General features: G+C 72.3%; 13 protein-coding genes. 6 read left to right on the forward strand and 7 right to left on the reverse strand.

The genetic code is table 11. The features are described from left to right. Window positions 1-117 precede the first annotated feature (117 nt). Genes KBX50_RS28770 through KBX50_RS28790 form a run of 5 tightly spaced genes read right to left on the reverse strand, consistent with a single transcriptional unit; the run spans window position 118 to window position 5,195 of the window. Window positions 118-1,428 carry a DUF58 domain-containing protein gene (locus KBX50_RS28770; protein ID WP_210941010.1) on the reverse strand — a complete coding sequence of 437 codons (1,311 nt, stop codon included), beginning with the start codon at window positions 1,426-1,428 and terminating at the stop codon, window positions 118-120. Then, window positions 1,425-2,411 (reverse strand): MoxR family ATPase, encoded by a 987-nt coding sequence (locus tag KBX50_RS28775; RefSeq protein WP_210941011.1) that lies wholly within the window; start codon window positions 2,409-2,411, stop codon window positions 1,425-1,427. The genes KBX50_RS28770 and KBX50_RS28775 overlap by 4 nt, the downstream gene beginning before the upstream one ends. Next, complete coding sequence (locus KBX50_RS28780; protein WP_210941012.1) at window positions 2,408-3,787, reverse strand: DUF4350 domain-containing protein; 1,380 nt, start codon at window positions 3,785-3,787, stop codon at window positions 2,408-2,410. Before KBX50_RS28780 ends, KBX50_RS28775 begins: the two co-directional genes overlap by 4 nt. Beyond that, window positions 3,784-4,356 (reverse strand): DUF4129 domain-containing protein, encoded by a 573-nt coding sequence (locus KBX50_RS28785; protein ID WP_210941013.1) that lies wholly within the window; start codon window positions 4,354-4,356, stop codon window positions 3,784-3,786. The genes KBX50_RS28780 and KBX50_RS28785 overlap by 4 nt, the downstream gene beginning before the upstream one ends. Beyond that, entirely contained in the window at window positions 4,353-5,195 is an 843-nt protein-coding gene (locus KBX50_RS28790) for a hypothetical protein (RefSeq protein ID WP_210941014.1), read from the reverse strand. Before KBX50_RS28790 ends, KBX50_RS28785 begins: the two co-directional genes overlap by 4 nt. A 209-nt stretch (window positions 5,196-5,404) precedes the next feature. On the opposite strand from KBX50_RS28790, the gene mtrA reads away from it, so the two are divergent. The 5 genes from mtrA to hpf all read left to right on the forward strand — a co-directional run bounded on the left by mtrA (window position 5,405) and on the right by hpf (window position 11,278). After that, on the forward strand, window positions 5,405-6,094 hold the full coding sequence (gene mtrA, locus KBX50_RS28795) for an MtrAB system response regulator MtrA (protein ID WP_210941015.1): 690 nt from the start codon (window positions 5,405-5,407) through the stop codon (window positions 6,092-6,094). A gap of 112 nt (window positions 6,095-6,206) precedes the next feature. Next, complete coding sequence (gene mtrB, locus KBX50_RS28800; protein WP_210941042.1) at window positions 6,207-7,877, forward strand: MtrAB system histidine kinase MtrB; 1,671 nt, start codon at window positions 6,207-6,209, stop codon at window positions 7,875-7,877. Next, window positions 7,874-9,673, forward strand: coding sequence for an LpqB family beta-propeller domain-containing protein (locus tag KBX50_RS28805; RefSeq protein WP_210941016.1), 1,800 nt, complete (start codon window positions 7,874-7,876; stop codon window positions 9,671-9,673). The genes mtrB and KBX50_RS28805 overlap by 4 nt, the downstream gene beginning before the upstream one ends. Before the next feature lie 43 nt (window positions 9,674-9,716). After that, entirely contained in the window at window positions 9,717-10,379 is a 663-nt protein-coding gene (locus KBX50_RS28810; protein ID WP_210941043.1) for a ComF family protein, read from the forward strand. A gap of 248 nt (window positions 10,380-10,627) precedes the next feature. Next, window positions 10,628-11,278, forward strand: a complete 651-nt coding sequence (gene hpf, locus KBX50_RS28815) for a ribosome hibernation-promoting factor, HPF/YfiA family (RefSeq protein WP_093406573.1) — start codon at window positions 10,628-10,630, stop codon at window positions 11,276-11,278. A gap of 71 nt (window positions 11,279-11,349) precedes the next feature. On the opposite strand, the gene KBX50_RS28820 is transcribed toward hpf, so the two are convergent. Both KBX50_RS28820 and KBX50_RS28825 read right to left on the reverse strand, forming a co-directional pair. Then, a complete protein-coding gene (locus tag KBX50_RS28820) occupies window positions 11,350-12,477 on the reverse strand; it encodes a GNAT family N-acetyltransferase (RefSeq protein WP_210941017.1) in 1,128 nt (375 codons plus the stop codon). Window positions 12,478-12,553: 76 nt separating this feature from the next. Then, the gene (locus KBX50_RS28825; RefSeq protein WP_210941018.1) at window positions 12,554-13,690 is read right to left on the reverse strand and encodes a GNAT family N-acetyltransferase; all 1,137 of its coding nucleotides are present in this window, start codon (window positions 13,688-13,690) and stop codon (window positions 12,554-12,556) included. Window positions 13,691-13,859: 169 nt separating this feature from the next. Between KBX50_RS28825 and secA the strand changes: the two genes are divergently transcribed. Beyond that, the gene (gene secA, locus KBX50_RS28830) at window positions 13,860-16,787 is read left to right on the forward strand and encodes a preprotein translocase subunit SecA (RefSeq protein WP_210941019.1); all 2,928 of its coding nucleotides are present in this window, start codon (window positions 13,860-13,862) and stop codon (window positions 16,785-16,787) included. Window positions 16,788-16,891 lie beyond the last annotated feature (104 nt).

Below are 16,891 nucleotides of genomic sequence, written 5' to 3' on the forward strand. Positions count from 1 at the left end.
CACCCAACCCCGGTGATCATGAGGTTAACGGCACTCATGGAGATCAACTTCGCCGCTAACCTCATGATCAACGCGGACAGAGGGGGAGCGGACAGAGGGGGAGCAGGGGGTGGGCGGTCAGAGTTGGGCTTGGGATTTCAGGGCCAGGTAGGTGTCGGCCAGGGCGGGGGCCAGGTGGGTGGCGGGGGCGTCCACCACGGTGACGTTGTGGCGGGTGAGCGCCTGGGTGAGGCGGTCGCGTTCGGCGAGCGTGCGCCAGGCGGCGGCTGCGGCGTACGCGTCCGCCGGACGTCGCGGGGGCGCGGCGGTGAGTTGGGCGAGCACCGGATCCTGGGCCGCCGCCACCAACACCCGGTGCCGGGCGGCCAGCCGGGGCAGCACCGGCAGCAGACCCTCGCCGAGCGCACCGGGCTCCAGGGCGGTGAGCAGCACCACCAGGCTGCGCGGGCGGTGCCGCCGGAGCAACTCGCCCGCGATCAGCCGGAAGTCGGTCTCGACCAGCGCGGGTTGCAACGGGGCCAACGCGTGGGCCAGCCGGTTCCACTGCCCGGGCCGTTCGGCACCACCGACCGAGGCTCGGGGTACGGCGTCCGCCGCGAGCACGTCCACCCGGTCACCGGCCCGCGCCGCCAACGCGCTGAGCAGCAGCGCCGCCTCGATCGAGGCGTCCAACCGCGGCTCGTCGCCCAGCCGCACCGCCGAGGTGCGCCCGGTGTCCAGCACGCAGACCAGCCGCCGGTCCCGCTCCGGACGCCAGATGCGGACCAGCACCTCGGCCCGCCGGGCGCTGGCTCGCCAGTCGATGGACCGTACGTCGTCGCCGGACACGTACTCCCGCAACGCGTCGAACTCGGTGCCCGGTCCGCGCCCCCGACCGACCTGTGTGCCGTCGATGACGCGCAGCCGCGACAGCCGCTCCGGCAGGTGTCGGCGCGAGTCGAAACGGGGCAGCACCCGTAGGGTCCACGGCGGCGTGCCCGGCCGGCCACCCCACTGCCGGAACGCCAGCCCGAGCGGACCGAAAGAGCGGACGGTCAGGGCCACGGCGGGTCGATCGCCCCGACGGGTGGGGGTGAGGTGGCTGGGCAGCGCCAGCACCTCACCGGGTGCGGCCCGCACCACCCGGGTCGGCGGCACCTCCGGCCGGGCCCCGGCCGAGGGCACCCAGGCGTCGCGGACCCGGGCCCGCAGCGGCCGACCGGAGGCGTTACGCAGGTACAGGGTGACCGTGGCGGTGCCACCGAGCCGTACGGCCCGCTCACCGGTCCGTTCGGCGGTCAACGCCCGCAGCGGCGCGGCGAGCGCAAGGTCGAGCCCGACCAGCAGCAGCACCACACCGACCATCACCGCCACCCCGACGAAGGGTGCCGGCCACACCGGCAGGGTCAGCGCCCCGGCTGCCAGCAGCGCCGCCACCCGCCAGGTCATCGCGGAGTCGGCACGGTGGCCAGCACCGTGTCCAGGACCGGATCCACCCCGACACCCTCAAGTTCGGCCTCCGGCCGAAGGCGCAGCCGGTGCCGCAGGGTCGGGCGGGCCATCGCCTTGACGTCGTCGGGCACCACGTGATCGCGTCCGTTCAGCCACGCCCAGGCCTTCGCGGTGCCGAGCAGGGCCGTCGCACCGCGCGGTGAGGCACCCAGTTCCAGCGCCGGGGTGGCGCGAGTGGCCCGGCACAGGTCGACGACGTAGCCGAGCAGCGGTTCGGCAACGTGCACGCGGCCCACCGCCGTGCGTGCGGCGGCGAGGTCGGCCGCGTCCGCCACCGGGCGTACGCCGGCTGCGGTCAGATCCCGGGGATCGAAACCGGCGTGGTGGGCCCGGAGCACACCCAGTTCCTCGTCCCGGCTGGGCAGCGGCACGGTGAGTTTGAGCAGGAACCGGTCGAGCTGGGCCTCCGGCAGCGGATAGGTGCCCTCGTACTCCACCGGGTTCTGGGTGGCGGCGACGATGAACGGATCGGGCAGCACGCGTTGCTCGCCCTCGACGGTGACCTGCCGTTCCTCCATCACCTCCAGCAGTGCGGACTGGGTCTTCGGTGGGGTGCGGTTGATCTCGTCGGCGAGCAAGAGGTTGGTGAAGACCGGGCCCTCCCGGAAGGTGAACGCCGCGGTTCGCGCGTCGAAGACCATCGAGCCGGTGACGTCGCCGGGCATCAGGTCGGGGGTGAACTGCACCCGCCGCGAGGTCAGGTCCAGTGCGGCGGCCACGGTACGCACCAGCAGCGTCTTCGCGACCCCCGGTACGCCCTCCAGCAGCACGTGACCACGGCAGAGCAGGGCGACGATCAGCCCGGTGACCACACCCTCCTGACCCACGACCGCCTTGGCCACCTCGGCGCGGAGCCGGTGCAGCGCGGCCCGGGTGGGATCGGCGGCGAGCTGGTCCACGGTCGTCGCGGGTCGGGTCACCGGTGGTCTCCTTCGGATCGGGGCTTCGGCAGCCGGGGCGGGGCCGGCGGGTCGGCGACGGGCTGCGCGGGGCTCGGCCCGCCGGCCCGCGTCACGCGGTCCAGGTCACCGGCCAGCTCCAGCAGGTCCCGGTCGGTTGGCGGCGTGTCGCCGTAGAGCAGTTCGTGGATGGTGTCGGGCCGGTCGCCGGTGCGGGCGGCGACGGTGGCGGCGACCGTCACGGGCGGCGCCTCGGCGGGCAGGTGCACCCGTCGTGCCAACCGGGCGAGCGTCGCGGTCCGGAGTAGTCGGGCGGTGCTCTCGCGGGCTCGCGCCCGCTGGTAGAGCCGGCCCCGGCCGAGGACCGTCTCGGCGGCGGGTACGGAGACCGGCAGCGGTTCCGGCGTGGGCGGGCCGAGCCGGCGGGCCCGGCCGATGGCGATCAGCAGCGCCGCCAGGCCGAGTTGCAGCAGCAGCGCCCAGAACCACGGCGGGAAGGCCGACCAGAGCGGGTTGGGCTCCCCGGAGGAGCCCCGTGAGTCGGGGCCGGACGCCTCACCGCCCGGACGGCCACCCGGTGCCGTCTCGCCACTCTCCCCGCTGTCCAGGTCCTCCGGTTCGCCGCGATCGTCGATGTCGTCGTCGCGCTCCGGCAGTGGCCGGGTGGGTGCCGGGCTGGGTTCGGGTGGCGGCGGCGCCGGGCCGTCCAGGTCGAGCCAGACCACCCGGCCGGAGGTGGCGAGCAGACCGGTGGCGAAGGCAAGGTTGTCCCATTCGTCGATCCGGCCGTTGCGGAACGGGTCACTGGCACCCACCACCACGCTTTCGGCGGCGCCGGGCAGGCGGGCCAGCCCGCCGGCGTAGCAGAGATCGACGCTGCCGGGAGCGCCGGTCGATGCGTACCGCTGGCGGGCGACGGCGGCGGTGGCGGCGGGCGCGATCTCGGCCAGCGGGCAGGAGCCGTCGACGCCGTGCGGCGACACGGCCCGGGTCGCCCACCGCCGGCCCGCCGGACGCAGCGGCAGCCCGGCGGCGGCCAGCACCCGCCGGGGCGGGTCGACCAGCACCACCCGGGTGCCTCCGGGCAACAGGCCCAGGTATCCGACGGTGCGCGGGTGCAGCAGTTCGGGCGCCGGAACGAACAGGGTGGTCGGGGCGGGCCGGGTGGCCAGCAACGCCCGGAGGGTGTCGGTCTCCCGGTGCACCACCACCCCGCGCTCGCCCAGGATCCCGGCGAGCCGGCTGCCACCGTGGTCCTCGGTCACCACCGGGGAGAGGAAGCCCCGGTCGGTCTGGTCCGGCTGGTCGATCTCACGAGCGACAAGTGTGACGGCCATCAGCAGTACCCCCACCAGCACCGGAACGATGATCCGGTGGCGGCGTCCGGGTGCGCTCACCGGTCGTCGCCCTTCGCTGGTGGGGCCGCCGCGAGCAGGTCGCCCAGCTGACCGGCGTGGTCGCGCATCCGGTGATCATGCTCGGCGGTGGCCGGGCGCTGGGCGTACCACACCTCCGAGAAGATGGTGGCGGCGGCGGTCAGCGGCGGTTCGGCCGGTGGATGGTGGGCGGCGGCCTCGGCGACCACTTCGGCGACGGTCATACCGGGCCGGACCTGCACCACGCGCCGATCGGTGAGCTGGTGGAGCATGCCGCGCAACCGCTCGCGGACCGCCTCGTCGTAGCGGCCCTCGGCCGCCAGCCGGTCGGCCACCACTTCGGTGCCGACCGGGCCCGCCGACGGCGGTGGGGCGGCGGTCACCGGCGGGGTTTCGGATTTCCGCGCGGTGCCCTGGGTGCGGCGGCGTCGGCGCGGCCGGGGAAGTCGGCGGGGAAGCCAGGCGGGGAAGGTGTACCAGGCCGTCGCGGTCAGCGCCGTGGCCAGCACCAGCAGCAGCGTGGCCAGCGGCAGCGGCAGGTGGTCGCCGAGGGCGGCGGTGGTCTCGGTCCACCACCGGCTGACGCTCATCCGCCGACCGCCAGCAGGTCCGTGGCGCGCGGTGTGGCGGGCAGACGGGCGAGCCGGATGTCCAGGCCCTCGGTGCGAATCCGGGTCTCCAGCTGCACGACCGCGTCCAGGCAGGCCAACGCGGCGTAGGCGACCGCGTTCACGGCCGCCCAGACCAGCATCGCCACAGCATCGGCCCAGCCCTCGGCGATGAGGTCGAGTGCGGTCACCCCGGTGAACAACCCCCAGCCGAGCCCGACCCGGATGATCCACCAGACGAGGTAGCCGAGTACCCGCAGCGCGGCGGCCCGCCCGGTCAGGCGCAGCGCCAGAGCGACGGAGCGCTTGATCGCGCGTACCGGTGCGACCCGGTCGACCACCAAGGCTGGCGCCACCGCACCCAACAGGGCGAATCCGATGAACCAGACGGGGCCGAGCAGGGACGCGAGCAGGATGACCGCGCCGACCACGGGACAGAGCAGGACGGTGGCGCCCCAGCGGCCGCCGGGCCCCCATGCGTCCGTGGCGGCGGAGCGCCGGCCGACCAGCGCGCCGGCGGCGGCGTGGGCGGCGGGGTTGCCGAGTAGCAGAATGATCATCGCTTCGGTCGCCGCGCCGAGGGCGAGCAGGAACCAGAAGATGCCGAACTCGTTCAGGCCGGACGGCCACCACAGCGGCCCGGTGGCACCCACGACGGTCCGTAGGGGCAGCAGCAGGAGTTGTTCACCGGCGGCCAGCACGGCGGCGAGAGGCAGCAGGACCGCCGCCTGGCCGCGCAGCAGCAGCACCGCCGAGTCGAGCAACTCCCCGCTGGTGAGCGGGCGACCGGGGAGTACGACGGTCGGGCCTGCTTCGGGCACGCGTACTCCTGGGAGGCGGTGATGGTGGCGCGCTGCGGCGCACCCGGGGATCATGTTGACACGCGCGGTCGGCCGGGGTGCAGACCCGCCCCCCGGGGTGGCACGTGCGGGCGGTAGAACCGAGCGGTGCTGGGCACGGCCCACCTGACGGCAGTAGCGTGCGGGTGACGCCGAGCCCACCGAACTGACGGGATGGAACCATTAACCCCATGAGAGCCCGGGTACTGGTGGTCGACGACGACCCCGCGCTCGCCGAGATGCTCGGCATCGTGCTGCGCAGCGAAGGCTTCATGCCCTCGTTTGTGGCGGACGGGGAACGGGCGTTGGCCGCGTTCCGCGACAATCGGCCCGACATCGTCCTGCTTGACCTGATGCTGCCCGGAATGAGCGGTATCGACGTGGCGCGGGCGATCCGGGGTGAGTCCGGAGTGCCGATCGTGATGCTGACCGCCAAAAGCGACACGGTCGACGTCGTGCTCGGTCTGGAGTCGGGCGCCGACGACTACGTGGTCAAGCCGTTCAAGCCGAAGGAACTGGTGGCCCGGATGCGGGCGCGGCTGCGCCGCGGTGAGGACGCCACGCCGGAGTTGCTCACCATCGGCCCGCCCGCCAACCAGATCGCCATAGACGTGCCGGCGCACACCGTCAGTCGCAACGGCGAGGAGGTGAAGCTGACGCCGCTGGAGTTCGACCTGCTGGTCGCGCTCGCCCGCAAACCGCGTCAGGTCTTCACCCGGGAGGTGCTGCTGGAGCAGGTCTGGGGATACCGGCACGCGGCGGACACCCGGCTGGTCAACGTGCACGTGCAGCGGCTGCGCGCCAAGATCGAGCCGGATCCGGAGCGCCCCGAAATCATCCTCACCGTTCGCGGCGTGGGCTACAAGGCGGGCACCGGATAGCCTTGGTCGCACTGTGACCACCTCCCCGATCCCCGATCTCGACCCGACCTCCCGCCGGCACGGCGCCGCGTGGGAGTTGTGGCGTGGGGTGAGTGGGCGACTGGCCCGATCAATGGCGAGACTCCACCAGACCTGGCGCCGGTCGTTGCAGGTGCGGGTGGTGACCATCACGTTGGTGACGTCCAGCCTGCTGGTCGGCGGTTTCGCCTACCTGATCGCCGACAAGATCACGAGCATTCTGCTGGACAATGCCAAGACGGACGTCCAGCTGCGGCTGCTCAACGGCGCGGAGTACGCGGCCAAGCAGTTCAGCCTCTACAGCCAGCCCCAGGAGGCGCAGCTCCAGGAGACGATCGACGGCACGGTCAACTACCTCGCCGGTGGCGACCCCCAGCAGAACAGCGGCGTGGTGGTGGCCCTCACCGCGGACAACTGGCCCGGAGTGATCGAGGCGCGCACCTCACCGTCGGCGAACGTCCGGCCCCTGATCAGCCCCGAGCTGCGCGCCGCGGTGGCCGACGGGAACGTGGCCAACCAGATCCGTACCGGCCGGCTCACCGGAGAGGCCGAGGCGAAGTACCTCGTCTACGGCTCTCCGGTGCCGACCCGCTTCGGCCAGGTGGAGCTTTACTACTTCGTGCCGCTGACCCTGCAGGACACCACGGCGGCGCAGGCGCGGGCCACCGTGGTGGCCACCGGAGTCGCCCTGGTGCTGCTGCTCGGGCTGCTCGCCGCCCTGGTGACCCGGCTGGTGGTGCTCCCGGTACGGGTCGCCGCCCGGACCGCCCAGCGGCTCTCGGCTGGCCTGCTCGACCAGCGGATGGCCGTCAACGGCGAGGACGACCTGGCGCTGCTCGCGGCCTCGTTCAACCAGATGGCCACCAACCTGCAACGGCAGATTCTGCGACTGGAGGAGATGTCCCGACTGCAACGTCGGTTCACCTCCGACGTGTCGCACGAACTGCGGACCCCGCTGACCACGGTACGGATGGCCGCTGATCTGATCTTCGCCGAACGCGACGAGTTCGATCCGGCGGTGGCACGCAGCGCCGAGCTGCTCCAGGCCGAGCTGGACCGCTTCGAGGAACTGCTGACCGACCTGCTGGAGATCAGCCGGTTCGACGCGGGCTTCGCGGTGCTCGACGCCGAGCCGACCGATCTGGTGCCGGTGGTCCACCGGGTGGCCGACCGGCTGACCGGGCTGGCCGAGCGGGTCGGAGTGGCCATCGAGCTGGACGTCCCGGCCGCCCCGGTGATCGCCGAGATCGACCCACGACGGGTCGAACGGGTGCTGCGCAACCTGGTCGGCAACGCGGTCGAGCACGGCGAGGGCCGGCCGGTGCGGATCACGCTGGGCATGGACGAGACCGCCGTCGCGCTGACCGTCCGCGACCACGGCGTCGGGCTCAAGCCGGGTGAGGAGAAGCTGGTTTTCAACCGGTTCTGGCGGGCTGATCCGTCGCGGGCCCGGCAGACCGGCGGGACCGGCCTGGGCCTGTCGATCAGCCTGGAGGACGCCCGACTGCACGGCGGCTGGCTGGAGGCGTGGGGTGCGCCGGGGCAGGGCGCGCAGTTCCGGCTCACCCTGCCGGCGCGCGCCGGCGATCGGCTCACCACCTCGCCGCTGCGGCTGGTGCCGGCCGACGCCACCCTGCCGTTCGGTGGCGCGCCCGCCGGTGGGCTGCTGGCCATCGGGCCCGGCCCGGCCGGGGCGCTCGCCGTCGGCCCGGCTCCGGACGCGGTGCCGCCGGCCGAACAGCCGCGCGCGGAGGTGGGCTCGTGAGGCGACGGTTGCTGACCGGGGTCCTCAGCGGCGTGCTGGTGCTGGGTGTCGCCGCCGGCTGCGGGATTCCCGACCGCAGCGAGGTGCAGATCGAGCAGCGTGGGCCGGCCGCGGAGACGAACTGGTCGCTGGGACGCGGTACCGAGCCACCGACGCGGGAGGCCAGCGGCAGCGACGCCGAGGCGTTCGTGCGCAACTTCCTGGCCGCGGCAGCCGGCGAGCCCGATCGGGCGTACGAGCGGGTGAAGCGGTTCATCGCGACCGCGGACCGCAACGGGCTGCCGGACAAGCAGGGCAGCGAGGTGACGCTGTCGGTGGTGCGGCTCACCGACGACCCGGTGATCGAACCGGACGTGGACAGCATGAAGGTCACCATCAGCGTGCAGCAGGTCGGGCTGCTGCGGGCCAACGGGATGCTGGTGCCGCCGGTGGCCACGGAGTCGACGTACGAGTTCCGGCTGATCAGTGCCGGCCCGGCGGGTGAGGACGACGCCGGCTACTACGTCAGCGACCCGCCGAACGTGCTGCTGCTCAGCGACGACGCGCTGCGCCGGTTTTACCAGGCGGAGGCGATCTACTTCTGGAACTCCGACCGCACCCAGCTCGTGCCGGACCAGCGGTACCTCTCCTCGGCCGTACCACCGCAGCGGCGGGTGAGCGAGGTCGTCCGGTGGTTGACCGCCGGCCCGTCGGACTGGCTGCGGATCGGCGTCTCAGGTCTGCCCGACCGCACCGAGATGATCAACAACGCCACCGGTTCGGACGGCCGGTGGGAGGTCAACCTGGACATGCCGGGCGCTGACGAGCGGCGGCTGGAGCAGCTCGGTACCCAGTTGGCGTGGTCCCTGCGGGAGTTGCACGGCACGGTCGAGGTGAAGATCCTCAACCAGTCCCGCAAGGTGATCGACCTCGCGGAGCAGCGCCGGCTGAATCCGCTGGACCTGATCGAGGTCAACGCACGGCGATACTGCGTCTACGAGGGGGCGATCCACTCGCTGACGGTGGCTGGCGAGGCCGCCGGCTCGGTGCCGGTGGCGCCCGAGGTCAACCACGACATCGTCTCGGCCGGGCTGCGTCGCGTCGACGCGGACGTCCTGGTCGCCGTCGTGGTGGCCGGTGACGACGGGCGGCAGCGGCTGGCCGTCGGGCGGAGCGGCGGCGTGGTGGAAACCCTCACCACCGGCCCCAGCAGGTACGCCGAGATGAGCCGCCCGGTCTGGATTCGCAGCGACGGCGCCCGCCCGGCCGGCCTGGTTGTCGCCGACGGCCGGCTCTACCGCTTCGACGACCAGGCGGCGACGCGGCAGGTGCAGCTCAGCCTGCCGGGCCGGGTCACCGCGGTGGCGCCCGCCCTGGACGGGCACCGGCTGGCGCTGATCGTCGACGGCACGCTGCACGTCGCCGCGATCAACTGGGAGGGCGGGGTACCCACCGTGGGCCCGGCCCGACGGCTGGTCAGCTCGCTCAGCGACGCCACCGCAGTGGACTGGTCGGCGGCGAACCGCCTGCTGGTGGCGGGCTCGGCGGGTCGCCCGGCGATCTACGACGTGACCGTCGACGGCGCCTTGGAGACCCCGCTGCGGGAGGACACCGGCAGCCAGGTCGACCACCTCGCCGCGTACCCGGCCACCGCCGAGCGGTCCCCGCTGGCCGGCTCGTTCATGTACGAGGCGAACGGGGTGGCGTACCGCAGCAACCCGTTCGACCGGATCAACCGCGACCAGGTCCAGGACGTGACACCGCCCCCGGCGGGGGTGCGTCCGGGCAACCCCACCGCCCCCGTCTTCCTCTACTGAGCAGGCCGTGACGGGCGGGCTCTGGGCGGACCTGGCCGACCTGGTGCTGCCCACCGAGTGCGCCGGCTGCCGGGAACGCCGCCCCGGGCTGCGGCACGGGGTCTGCCCCGACTGCGTCACCGCCCTGCGGGCGCTGCGCCCGGGGCCGGTGCGACCTGTCCCGGCCCCGCCGGGTCTGCCGCCCTGTCACGCCCTCGGCGCGTACGGCGGGCCGCTGCGGGAGACGCTGCTGGCGTACAAGGAACACGGCCGACACGGTCTTGCCCGACCACTGGGTGCGCTGCTCGCCGAGGTCGTCGCTGCGGCGGTCGGTTCGGTGGGGCCGGTGCTGCTGGTGCCGGTGCCGGACACCCCGGCGGCGGCCCGGGCCCGCTACGGCGACCACCTGAGCCGGTTGACCCGGCACTGCGCCCGCCGGCTACGGGCGGCAGGCTGGCCGGTGCGGGTGCACAACGCGGTACGTGCCGCACCCCGACCGGACTCGGTGACGCTGGACAGCGTCGGTCGGGCGGCGGCGGCCACGGCTGCCTTCCGGGCCCGTTCGAGCCGCAATCCGGCCACCGCGGGGGCGCGGGTGGTCCTGCTGGACGACATCGTCACCACGGGGGCGACCCTCGCGGCGGTCAGCCGGGTGCTGACCGTGCGCGGGTTGTCGCCGTACGGGGCGGCGGTGTTGGCCGCGACACGGAAAAGGCACCAACAGTGACCGATCGTGTTTCCGTTTCACCCCTTCGTGTATGAGGTGTGGAAATTCTCCGGGCGGTCTTGGCGACCGGGGGTGACTGTCGGGCTAACAGGAGTTAGCGTTTGGCTGTCGGGGGTAGGAAGGCCATCCCACCCGCTCCCGGCGGTGAGAGGAGGCGTAGCCGCATTGACCGGTCGACGCCGAATGGGGCCGTTCCCCGGGCGCGACCGGAGTTCCGGATCGAAGACCGTCCGAACGAGGGAGGTCACGTGGACATCGTGGTCAAGGGCCGTAACGTCGAAGTGCCGGACCATTACCGGGTGCACGTAGCAGACAAGCTTGCGAAGATCGAACGCTACGACCACAAGCTCATTCGTGTCGATGTCGAACTGTTCCACGAGCGCAATCCGCGCCAGGCCGATCATTGCCAGCGGGTGGAGATCACCTGCTATTCGCGTGGCCCGGTGATTCGGGCCGAGGCCTGCACCAGCGACTTCTACAGCGCTCTGGACTCGGCGATCGCCAAGCTCGACTCCCGGCTGCGTCGCGCGGCCGACCGGCGTCGGGTGCACCGAGGCCGGCACGCGCCGCTGTCGGTCGCGGCCGCGACCGCCGGCCTGCCGGTGACCGACCTCCCCGCGCTGTCCGCCCCCGCGGAGACCAGCAGCGCCGCCGCGGAGACCAGCACCGCCACCGCGCTGGCCGAGCGGCCCGAGGAGGAGTACGCCGACGACCAGCCGTGGCACATCGCCCGGGAGAAGGTGCACCCCGCCGAGCCGATGACCATCGACGACGCCCTGTTCCAGATGGAACTGGTGGGCCACGACTTCTATCTCTTCCAGGACAAGGAATCCGGCCGCCCGAGCGTCGTCTACCGGCGGCACGCCTACGACTACGGCATCATCTCGCTGGACATCTGAGCGTGACGGCGGCCGGGTCGGTACCACCCGACCCGGGCCGCCGTCGCGGACCTGGGCCGTCGGGCCCCCGGTCAGCCCAACGGATCCGTCGTCAGCAGGCCGTAGACCGTCGAGTCGGCCCGGCTGCCCGCCGTGCCGGGTAGCCGACCTCGCAACAGCCCCTCTCGCCGGAATCCGGCCTTCTCCAGCACCCGCTGGGAGGCGGCGTTCTCCGGCAGGGTGCCGGCCCACAGCCGGGACAGGCCGACGTGGTCGAACCCCCACCGGGCGAGTAGCCGTACCATGCGGGTGGCGTAGCCGCGTCCGCGCCACCGCGGCAGCAGGCTGTAGCCGAGCATCGCCTGGCCGCTGGCGGGCTGGTCGGGGAGGAGCATGCAGCTGCCGGCGAACTCCCCGGAAACGGCGTCCAGGATGGTCATGGCCGCGGCAGTGCCCACCAGCCACTGACTCTCCGCACCGTGGCAGCGTCGCTCGATCTCGTCCCAGGCCGGTGCCGCCGGGGGCACCCGGCTGGCCACCACCTCCGGGTCGCTGTGCAGGCGGTAGGTCTGCTCGGTGTCGTCCGGTCCGAGCGGGCGCAGCACGACCACCCCGTCGGTGAGTCGGCCGTCGGGCAGGTCCGGCAGCGGACGCGGCGACGGGCCGGGCGGGTCGTCGGCGAACCGTACCCACACCGTCAGGTCCCGCCGGTCCCCGCCCCGAACCGGTGTCGCGGAGCGGCGTACCCCCTCGGGCCGGAAACCGGCGGCCAGCGCGACCCGCTGGCTGGCCGTGTTCTCCACCCGGGTGAGCAGTTCCAGCCGGGCGGTGCCGCTGGCGAAGGCGTGCCCGGACAGGGCGCGGGTGGCGGCGGTGGCCACCCCCCGCCCCCGCGCCCACGGTGCCACCCAGTAGCCGATCTCCGCCTGGCCCCGCTGCGGCACCGGATGGCTCAGGCCCACGGTGCCGAGCAGCCGGTCGGTCGCCGGGTCGGCCACGCAGTACGCGGCGCCACCGCTGGCGAAGGCGGCCGGCGCACCCTGCGTGATCCACCACCGTGCGTCGGCCTCGGTGTACGGGTCGGGCAGGCCGTCGAGGAAGCGCTGGGTGAGCGGATCGGCGCAACCGGCCGCGACGTCCTCCACGTCGTCGAGGCGGAACGGCCGTAGCCGCACCCCGTGCGCCTCGATCCGCTGCTCGCTGCGGTGCGGCTCGCTCATGACGACCCTTCGCTTCGCTGCGGGCCGTCATGAGCGTCCAAGGCGCTGCTTTGATGATTCGCTCGCGGCCGCTCGCTCATGACAGGTCCTCGGCGAGCAGGGCACCGACCCAGGCGTCGACCCGGGTGCCACGGTGGTTCAGGGCCGCGCGGGCGGTGCCCTCCATCGTGAAGCCGGCTTTCTCGGCGGCTCGCCGGGAGGCGACGTTACCGACGTTGGCCCGCCATTCGATCCGGGCCAGCCCCAGGGTGGTGAAGCCCCAGGTGCAGAGGGCCGCCAACGCCGCCGGCTGGTAGCCCCGCCCGCGGGCGTACGGTGCGGTCATGAAGCCGACGTCGGCCAGCAGCGGGTCGGTGGCCGACAGCCGCAGGTCGATGGAGCCGGCGTACCGGTCCGCGGCGTCGGTGAAGACGAAGTTGGCGCTGGTGCCGGCGGCCCAGGTGGCTCGCACGAACCGTAGGAAATCTTCGGCGTCCGCCCGCGTGTAGCCCTCCGGCACGGTCGTCCAGCGCAGCGTCTCCGGATCCCGACAGGTGGTGACGATGGCGTCGAGGTCGCGCTCGTCCATCGGACGCAGGCTCAGCTCGTGCGTGCCGGTGGTGGCGAACAGGGTCGGTTGGGGCCGGCCGAAGACGACCGCGCGTCGGGCGTCCAGTGTGCCCGGAGCGGCCGGGCCGACCTCGCCGGGTGCCGGTACGTCACCGGGCAGCAACGTGCCGAACCACTCGTGGGTGCGGCCGGCCGGGTCGGCGGCCCGTAGCCGTCCCTCGATCCGGATACCGGACCGCAGGGCGACCAGCCGGGAGGCGTGGTTGCCCACCTCGGCCCCCCAGAGCAGCCGGCGTAGCTTCAGCTCGTCGAAGGACCACCGGGCGACGGCCCGGACGGCGACCCGCTGGCCCCTCGCCCACGGCGCGGTCCAGTACCCGATCTCGCTGAGTTCGTGGTTGCGGTCGATGGTGTTGAGCCCGCAGGCACCGAGCACCTCGCCGCTGGCGGCGTCGCAGACCGCGAAGGCCGCGCTGGTGCCGCGTTCCCACTGGCGGGCCCGGTCCGCGAGGAAGCTCTGCGCGTGTTCGTGCCGGTACGGGCGAGGTACGGTGGTCCAGCGCTGGATGTCCGGATCCTGGCAGGCGCGGTAGACGGCGTCGGCGTCGGTCGCCTGCCATGGCCGCAGCAACAGGCCGTCTTCGGTGATCTCCACGGGCTCCACCGGGCCATCGTGCCGGATCGTTCGCGCACGGCGTAACCGGATAACCGGGACACGGACGGGGGCGGGGAGTGTTATGTCGGTTTCGCGGCGGCCGACCACCGCCACCAGTGACCATCGGCCCGATGGAACGCCTACGATGGTTCGAGACTGTCTAGGGGAGCGTTGATCCGTGTCGATTCTGGAAAAGGTCCTCCGTGCGGGCGAGGGGCGCATGGTGCGCCGCCTCAAGGCGATCGCCGCCGCCGTCAACTCGATCGAGGACGACTACGTCAACCTCACCGATGATGAGCTGCGCGACATGACCGAGCAGTTCAGGGAACGTCTCGCCGACGGCGAGACCCTGGACGACCTGCTGCCCGAGGCGTTCGCGGTCTGCCGGGAGGCGGCGGCCCGGGTGCTCGGCCAGCGGCCGTACGACGTGCAGGTGATGGGCGGCGCGGCGTTGCACTTCGGCAACATCGCCGAGATGAAGACCGGTGAGGGCAAGACCCTGACCTCGGTGATGCCGGTCTATCTCAACGCACTGTCCGGCAAGGGCGTGCACGTGGTCACGGTCAACGACTACCTGGCCCAGCGGGACGCCGCCTGGATGGGGCGGGTGCACGAGTTCCTCGGTCTGACCGTCGGTGTGGTGCTGCCCAACCGGCCGGCGACCGAGCACCGCGCGGCGTACGAGTGCGACATCACCTACGGCACGAACAACGAGTTCGGTTTCGACTACCTGCGCGACAACATGGCCTGGTCGAAGGACGAGCTGGTCCAGCGCGGCCACAACTTCGCCGTGGTCGACGAGGTCGACTCCATCCTGATCGACGAGGCCCGGACTCCGCTGATCATCTCCGGTCCGGCCGAGCACTCCGCCCGGTGGTACGGCGAGTTCGCCGCCGTGGTGGCCCGTCTCCAGTCGGGCAAGGACGGCGAGGGCGACTACGAGGTCGACTACGCCAAGCGCACCATCGCGGTCACCGAGCGGGGCGTGGCGAAGGTCGAGGACCGGCTCGGCATCGACAACCTCTACGAGTCGGTGAACACTCCGCTGGTCGGCTACCTGAACAACGCGATCAAGGCCAAGGAGCTGTACAAGCGCGACAAGGACTACATCGTCAGCGACGGCGAGGTCCTGATCGTCGACGAGTTCACCGGCCGCATCCTGCACGGTCGCCGCTACAACGAGGGCATGCACCAGGCGATCGAGGCCAAGGAGGGGGTGGAGATCAAGCAGGAGAACCAGACCCTGGCCACCATCACCCTGCAGAACTACTTCCGCCTCTACGACAAGCTCGCCGGCATGACCGGTACGGCCCAGACCGAGGCGGGCGAGTTCAACAAGGTCTACAAGGTCGGCGTGGTGACCATCCCGACCCACCGGCCGATGATCCGCGAGGACCGGGCCGACGTCATCTACAAGACCGAGCAGGCCAAGTTCAACGCGGTGATCGAGGACATCGCCGAGCGGCACCAGGCGGGCCAGCCGGTGCTGGTCGGCACGGTCTCGGTGGAGAATTCCGAGATCCTGTCCCGGCTGCTGACCCGCCGGGGCATCCCGCACTCGGTGCTGAACGCGAAGTTCCACGCCCGGGAGGCGGAGATCGTCGCCCAGGCCGGTCGCAAGGGCGCGGTCACGGTGGCCACCAACATGGCCGGCCGGGGCACCGACATCCTGCTCGGCGGCAACCCCGAGTTCCTCGCGGCCAACGAGCTACGCCAGCGCGGGCTGGACCCACTGGAGAACGCCGAGGAGTACGACAAGGCCCTCGAAGAGGTCCTGCCGAAGTGGAAGCAGGCCTGTGACGTGGAGGCCGAGGAGGTCGCCGCCGCCGGTGGGCTCTACGTGCTCGGCACCGAGCGGCACGAGTCCCGGCGGATCGACAACCAGCTGCGTGGCCGGTCCGGCCGGCAGGGCGACCCGGGCGAGTCGCGGTTCTACCTGTCCCTGCAGGACGAGCTGATGAAGCGGTTCCGCTCCGGTGCGGTGGAGGCGGTCATGGACCGCTTCAACATCCCGGAGGACGTGCCCATCGAGTCGAAGATGGTCACCCGTCAGATCAAGAGCGCCCAGGCGCAGATCGAGGGGCAGAACGCCGAGATCCGTAAGAACGTCCTCAAGTACGACGAGGTCATGAACAAGCAGCGCCAGGTGATCTACGCCGAGCGACTGCGCGTACTCAACGGCGAGGATCTCTCCGACCAGGTACGCAACATGATCAACGACACCATCGAGGCGTACGTCCAGGGGGCCACCTCGGACGGCTACGCCGAGGACTGGGATCTCGAGCAGCTGTGGTCCAGCCTCAAGCAGCTCTACCCGGTGGGCCTCACCATCGAGGAGTTGGAGGAAGAGGCTGGCGGGTCCCGGGCCAGCATCGACGCCGACTTCCTGCTCGCCCGGCTCAAGGATGACGCCAACGCCGCGTACGACCGGCGTGAGGAGCAGCTCGGCGCCGAGGGCACCCGGCAGCTGGAACGGATGGTGCTGCTCCAGGTCATCGACCGCAAGTGGCGTGAGCACCTCTACGAGATGGACTACCTCCAGGAGGGCATCTCGCTGCGGGCGTACGCCCAGCGCGACCCCGTGGTGGAGTACCAGCGCGAGGGCTTCGACATGTTCGCCACCATGATGGACGGCATCAAAGAGGAGACTGTCGGTTTCCTCTACAACCTTGAGGTGCAGGTCAACGAGCCGGAGCCGGAGGCCGAGGAGGTCCAACTGCTGGAGAAGCCGGTGGAGATCCGGGCCAAGGGCCTGGGTCGTGCGCCGCAGCAGCAGGGGCTTCAGTACTCCGCGCCGACCATCGACGGTGAGGCCGGCGCCGGTGGCGTCGCCGTGCAGCGCGAGGAGCAGCGGGCTCCCGCGCTCGGCATCGGCCGTCCGGACCAGGCCGCCCCGGCAGCGCCGGGGCGCACCGCACCGACCGCGCCGCAGCGTCCGGCCGGTGGCCTGCGCGGTCCGGCGGTACCGGTCGGCAACTCCCGCCAGCCCGCACCGGGGCAGGTGACCGCCAGCAACGGACCGTCCCGCAACGCGCCGTGCCCCTGCGGCTCGGGTCGTAAGTACAAGCGCTGCCACGGTGCCCCCGGCGGCACCTCCGCCGGCTAGGAATCATCCGACTCCGGACGATCGCGCCCGATCCTGGATCGAGTGGCCTCGCACCACGAACATGGCCACTCGCTCAGGATTCGGGCGCGTTCTCGGCTGGGCTC

It is taken from the genome of Micromonospora sp. C51 (assembly GCF_018070435.1).
Classification (GTDB): domain Bacteria; phylum Actinomycetota; class Actinomycetes; order Mycobacteriales; family Micromonosporaceae; genus Micromonospora; species Micromonospora sediminimaris.

Coding starts and splice junctions, on each gene's coding strand:
- KBX50_RS28820 (WP_210941017.1), bottom strand. CDS start 12,477: ATGAGCGAGCCGCACCGCAGCGAGCAGCGGATCGAGGCGCACGGGGTG.
- KBX50_RS28770 (WP_210941010.1), bottom strand. CDS start 1,428: ATGACCTGGCGGGTGGCGGCGCTGCTGGCAGCCGGGGCGCTGACCCTG.
- mtrA (WP_210941015.1), top strand. CDS start 5,405: ATGAGAGCCCGGGTACTGGTGGTCGACGACGACCCCGCGCTCGCCGAG.
- mtrB (WP_210941042.1), top strand. CDS start 6,207: ATGGCGAGACTCCACCAGACCTGGCGCCGGTCGTTGCAGGTGCGGGTG.
- KBX50_RS28785 (WP_210941013.1), bottom strand. CDS start 4,356: ATGAGCGTCAGCCGGTGGTGGACCGAGACCACCGCCGCCCTCGGCGAC.